The sequence below is a fragment of the Microbacterium sp. genome (assembly GCF_029263575.1).
GTDB lineage: Bacteria > Actinomycetota > Actinomycetes > Actinomycetales > Microbacteriaceae > Microbacterium.
The window spans coordinates 1-4,813 of record NZ_JAJUFV010000194.1; the positions used below are offsets into that span (position 1 = coordinate 1).

The 4,813-nt window shown below is 67.9% G+C and carries 6 protein-coding genes; 1 reads left to right on the plus strand and 5 read right to left on the minus strand.

Translation table 11 applies throughout. The features are described 5' to 3' along the window. The 4 genes from Q1J95_RS14465 to Q1J95_RS14480 form a co-directional block, all read right to left on the minus strand. On the minus strand, positions 1-407 hold a 407-nt coding region (locus Q1J95_RS14465), incomplete at its 3' end, for an ABC transporter ATP-binding protein (RefSeq protein WP_300268810.1). Further along, the gene (locus Q1J95_RS14470) at positions 404-1,456 is read right to left on the minus strand and encodes an iron chelate uptake ABC transporter family permease subunit (RefSeq protein WP_300268811.1); all 1,053 of its coding nucleotides are present in this window, start codon (positions 1,454-1,456) and stop codon (positions 404-406) included. The genes Q1J95_RS14465 and Q1J95_RS14470, both read right to left, overlap by 4 nt. A gap of 6 nt (positions 1,457-1,462) precedes the next feature. Then, positions 1,463-2,542, minus strand: a complete 1,080-nt coding sequence (locus Q1J95_RS14475) for an iron chelate uptake ABC transporter family permease subunit (RefSeq protein ID WP_300268814.1) — start codon at positions 2,540-2,542, stop codon at positions 1,463-1,465. Between the two features lie 7 nt (positions 2,543-2,549). Continuing rightward, a complete protein-coding gene (locus tag Q1J95_RS14480; protein ID WP_300268816.1) occupies positions 2,550-3,509 on the minus strand; it encodes an ABC transporter substrate-binding protein in 960 nt (319 codons plus the stop codon). Between the two features lie 121 nt (positions 3,510-3,630). Here Q1J95_RS14480 and Q1J95_RS14485 point away from each other — a divergent pair, with 121 nt between their 5' ends. Further along, complete coding sequence (locus tag Q1J95_RS14485) at positions 3,631-4,311, plus strand: metal-dependent transcriptional regulator (protein ID WP_300268818.1); 681 nt, start codon at positions 3,631-3,633, stop codon at positions 4,309-4,311. Here Q1J95_RS14485 and Q1J95_RS14490 read toward each other — a convergent pair. Continuing rightward, positions 4,287-4,813 (minus strand): metal ABC transporter permease (locus tag Q1J95_RS14490; RefSeq protein WP_300268821.1); only part of this gene is annotated, 527 nt, incomplete at its 5' end. The two genes, Q1J95_RS14485 and Q1J95_RS14490, sit on opposite strands and share 25 nt — an antisense overlap.

Consider the following 4,813-nt stretch of genomic DNA (forward strand, 5'->3'; position numbering starts at 1 on the left):
ATGCGGCCCGAGAGATGACGGATCCCCGTCGCGTCCATCGCGCCGGCGACGGCCGCCTCGTCCTCGGGAGACCAAGGCGAGAAGAGCCGCTGACGCGGATACCGGCCTCGCGTCACGAGATCGATCACGCGGATACCGTCCGGTGCGATCGGTCCCTGCGGCAGCAGGCCGACCTCTCGTGCGACCTGCTTCGTCGGCAGACCGTGCAGGCTGCGGCCGTCGAGCAGGATCCGGCCACGTGCAGGCGGCAACAGGCGGGTCAGGCTCTTGAGCAGGGTCGACTTGCCGCAGGCGTTGGGCCCGACGATCACGGTGAAGGCGCCATCCGGGATCTCGACCGTGACCTCTTCGCAGATGAGCTTGTCGGCGTATCCGAGCGCGGCCTTCTCGGCCATCAGACGGGTCATCTCTTCTTTCCTTCTCGCAGAAGCAGCCACAGGAAGTACAGCCCGCCGATCGAGACCGTGACGATGCCGACCGGCAGCGGGGAATCCGGATAGATGCGCTGCGCCAGCACGTCCGCGAGGAGCAGCAGCAGCGCACCGGTCGCGGCGGTCGGGCCGAGCGCGAGCCCGTCGGAACGCACGACGCGTCGGGCGATCTGCGGAGCGGCGAGCGCAATGAACGAGATCGGCCCGACCGAGGCCGTGGCGAGCGCCATCAGACCGATGCCGATAACGATCGCCGCCACCTGCACGACGCGGACATTCTGACCGAGCGCGGTCGCGAACGGCGTTCCGATCTGCATCAGCCGCATCGGCCGGCTCAGCGCGAGGGAGGCCAGCAGGAACACGACGGATCCGCCGAACACACCCAGCAATGTCGCCCAGGAGACCCCCGAGAGGTTGCCCGCGCCCCACAGGCTCGCCATGATGGCGTCCTCGACCGTGGCGGTCAGCAGGATCCACACGTTCATCGACGCGAGCATGGCGCTCACGCCGATACCCACGATGATCAGCCGCACCCCGCGCACGGCGCCGCGCTTGGAGGATAGGAAGAACACGACGAACGCGGTCGCGATGCCCCCGAGGAGCGCCCCGGCCATCGTCTCGGCGGAACCGCCTCCGAGCAGCAGCATCACGATGAGGGCGCCCGTGTACGAGCCGGTCTGGAATCCGATGACGTCCGGGGATCCGAGCGGGTTCCCCGTCAGGTTCTGGAAGATCGCACCGCTGATCGCGAGCGAGGCGCCCAGGAGCACGGCGAGGAGCACACGCGGCGCACGCCATTCGAGAACCACCATCGAGGTGTAGGCATCGCCGCGACCGATCAGCGCTTGGAGGGCCTCACCGGGAGTGATCTGGGCCGAGCCCGAGAACGCACTGTAGACGGCGAGCGCGACGATGGCGATCCACAGCGCACCGCAGACCACCGTCGACCGCACGTCGGCGATGAGGAAGGGCCGCACCCGCCGCCCGACGCGGAAGACCTTCCGACCGAAGTCGAGACTCGTCATGGGGGATCACATCTCCGCGACGCGGAAGCGTCGCACCATATAGATGAGCACGGGCGCGCCGATGAAGGCGGTCACGACGCCCACCGGGACCTCGCCGGTCGTGATGACGCGGCCGAGCACGTCGGCGAAGCCCATCACGGTCGGTGCGATCAATGCCGAGTAGGCCAGGATCCAGCCCTGGTGGGGGCCGACCACCATGCGCGCGAGGTGCGGGGCGAGCAGGCCGAGGAAGCCGATGGGGCCCGCGGCGGCGGTCGCCCCGCCCGCGAGCAGGGCGATCGCGACGAGAACGACGGTGCGGATCCGGTTCGGGTGCGCCCCCATGGCCACAGCGGACGCCTCCCCCAATGCCAGCACGTTGAGCGAACGCGAGCTCAGGATCGCGATCACCACGCCGATGACGACGAAGGGCACGATGGCCATCGTCGCATCGAGCGGCTGCGAGGCGGTCGTTCCGGCTGACCACCCGCGGAGCTTCTCGAGCACGTGGGAGTTCGTCAGCAGGACGGCCGAGGAGAAGCCCGAGAGCACGGCGCCCAGCGCGACGCCCGACAGCGTCAACCGCACCGGGTTGCCGCGCGCGGATCCGGTGTTGCCGATCATGAACACGAGCACGGAGGTGACCATGGCGCCGGCGAAGGACCACCACATGTACTGCGAGATGTCGCCCACGCCGAAGAAGGCCAGGCCGACGACGACGGCGAGCGAAGCGCCCGCGTTGACGCCGAGGATGCCGGGATCGGTCATCGGGTTTCGCGTCACGGCCTGCATCAGGGTGCCCGCGATGCCGAGAGCCACGCCCGCGACGAGGATGAGCGCCGTCCGCGGCACGCGGGAGAACCAGATGGTCTGCGAGAGTGCCTCATCCGGGTCCGGGTGGAGAAGACCGTAGAGCACGTCGCCCGCCGGGATCGCGCGCGAACCGACGAGCATGCTCGCGGCGAGGGCGACGACGCAGAGCGCCACGAGAGGAACGAGGCCGAGCCACCGCCGCGCGGTGTGAGAGCCGGTCGCGGGGGCACCCGGACCCGTCCTCGGCGCGGGATCGCGCGGGACGGATCCGAGCGTTGCGGGCTGCGAGCTCATCCCGCGATCAAGCAACCTTGGTCGACGAGGAGACGAGCTCGGCGACGTCATTCAGCCAGGACGCGTAGGTCGTCGCCGTCATGGCGCCCTTTGAGCTCCATGCTCCGAGCTGTTCCGCCTTCACCGCGGGGAGCGCGTCCCACAGCTCCGTCGTGAACGCGAAGTCGTCGTTGTAGCCCTCGATGAGCAGGATGTCTGCCGGGTACGTCGACGCGTCCTCCCAGGCGACCTGGCCCCACGGGTTGCCCGTCTCGGGGGCGTCGGCGCCGCCCATCGTCGCGCCGAGTTCCTCGAGCAGCGTCGCCTGGGCGAAGCCGACGCCCGTGTAGAGCATCTCCTTCGTCGGGCTGGTGAGCATGATGTTGAGACCGCTGTCGGTGATCGCGTCGCTGAACGCCTCCTTGGCGGCCGCGAGGTCCGCGTCCGCCTGCACGACCGCGTCGGCCTCGACATCGGCGCCGAAGAAGGCGGCGATCTCGCGCGTGTCTGCGATCCGGGCGTCGATGGTCTCGCTGCCCGGCAGCGGAACGAACGGCGCGACGCGCGTGACCTGCGCGTTCACGTCTTCGTCGAACCACGACCACCCCTCGGCGCTGCCCTGGCCGACGATCGCGTCGGGCCGCAGCTCGGCGAGCTTCTCGACGTCGATCTCGCCGTCCTTGCCGACCATATCGATGCCGGAGATGTCGGCATCGCCCATGACGAACGGGTTGTCGCACTCGTAGCCGAAGAGGGCGACGGGCTCGATGCCGTACTCGTGCAGGGAGCTGTAGGCGTAGCAGTCCATCACGATGTTCTCCGGCTGAGCGTCGAAGTCGATCGCAAGACCGTCGATCGAGGGGTGCTCGAGTGTGATGCCCTCTCCTCCGCCAGCGGGTTGTTCGGAGCTCTCTTCTGCTGCGGCGCACGAGGCAAGCAACAGGGCGGATGCTGCGGCGATCACGGCGAAGGGGTAACTGCGGCGCACGGCGAAGACCAATCACTCGATGAACACAAACGTTCAGACCCTAGCAAGAAAACAGTAAGGGTAGCCAAACCTCACATTATGCTGCCCGGTTGGGATTCCCGTCCGCGCTTACACTGGATCGGTGTCCGTGTCTGAGCTGTCCGCAAGTACGCAGAACTACTTGAAGGCCATCTGGGGTCTGACGGAATGGTCTTCCGACCCTGCGACGACCACGCTGATTGCGAAGAGGACCGGGCTGAGGCTGTCATCCGTATCCGATGCCGTGCGAAAGCTCTCGTCACAGGGACTCGTCGAGCACACGCCCTATGGATCCGTGCACCTGACCGAACAGGGGCGCTCCTACGCCTTGGCGATGGTCAGACGGCACAGGCTGATCGAGTCGTTCCTCGTACGCACCCTGGCCTACTCGTGGGATCAGGTGCACGACGAGGCCGAGAACCTCGAGCACGCGGTCTCGGACTTCATGATCGACCGGATCGACGAATTGCTGGACTTTCCCACGCGCGACCCGCACGGCGACCCGATCCCCTCCGCCGACGGTTCCGTCCAGATCCCGGATGCCGTCCCACTGACGGAAGTGGGCTCTGGCCGCCGCGCGGTCGTTGAGCGCATCTCCGACGCGGATCCGACGCTGCTGCGATTCTTCGAACAGCACGGCATCGTCGTCGGCGCGACCCTGGAGGTCGGAGAAGGGTCGCCCTTCTCGGACGCGCTGGAGGTCCGCGCCATGGCCACGGGGCCGTCGGTGCCGCTCGGACGTTCCGCAGCCGACGCCCTCTACGTGTCCACGACAGACGACTGACCCGACCGTCGAGAGGGCTTCAACCGCGCACGGCGCATGGCCATGATGCGGGTCCCCACGAGGCCGTGGCGCGGGCTGAAGAGGTAGACGAGCGCGAACGCCGCCCCCTGCGTGAGCACCACCATCCCGCCGGACGCGGTGTCGAGGTAGTAGCTCAGATACAGCCCGATGACTGCGCACGCCGCGGACGTCACCGGCGCGATGACCAGCATGCGCCCGAACCGATCGGTGAGCAGGTACGCGGTGGCGCCCGGAATGTTGAGCATCGCCACGACCAGGATCACGCCGACCGCCTGCAGTGCGACCACGGAGGTCAGGGCGAGAAGCGCGAGAAGCGCGGCACCGAGGTTCCTCGGATTCAGACCGATGGCGTGCGCATGGGTGGGGTCGAACGCATAGAGCGTGAAGTCGCGGCGTTTCGCGACGAGGATCGCGAAGGCGACCGCGCCGAGAACGACGATCTGAATCACGTCACTCCAGGAGACGCCCAGCAGATTGCCGA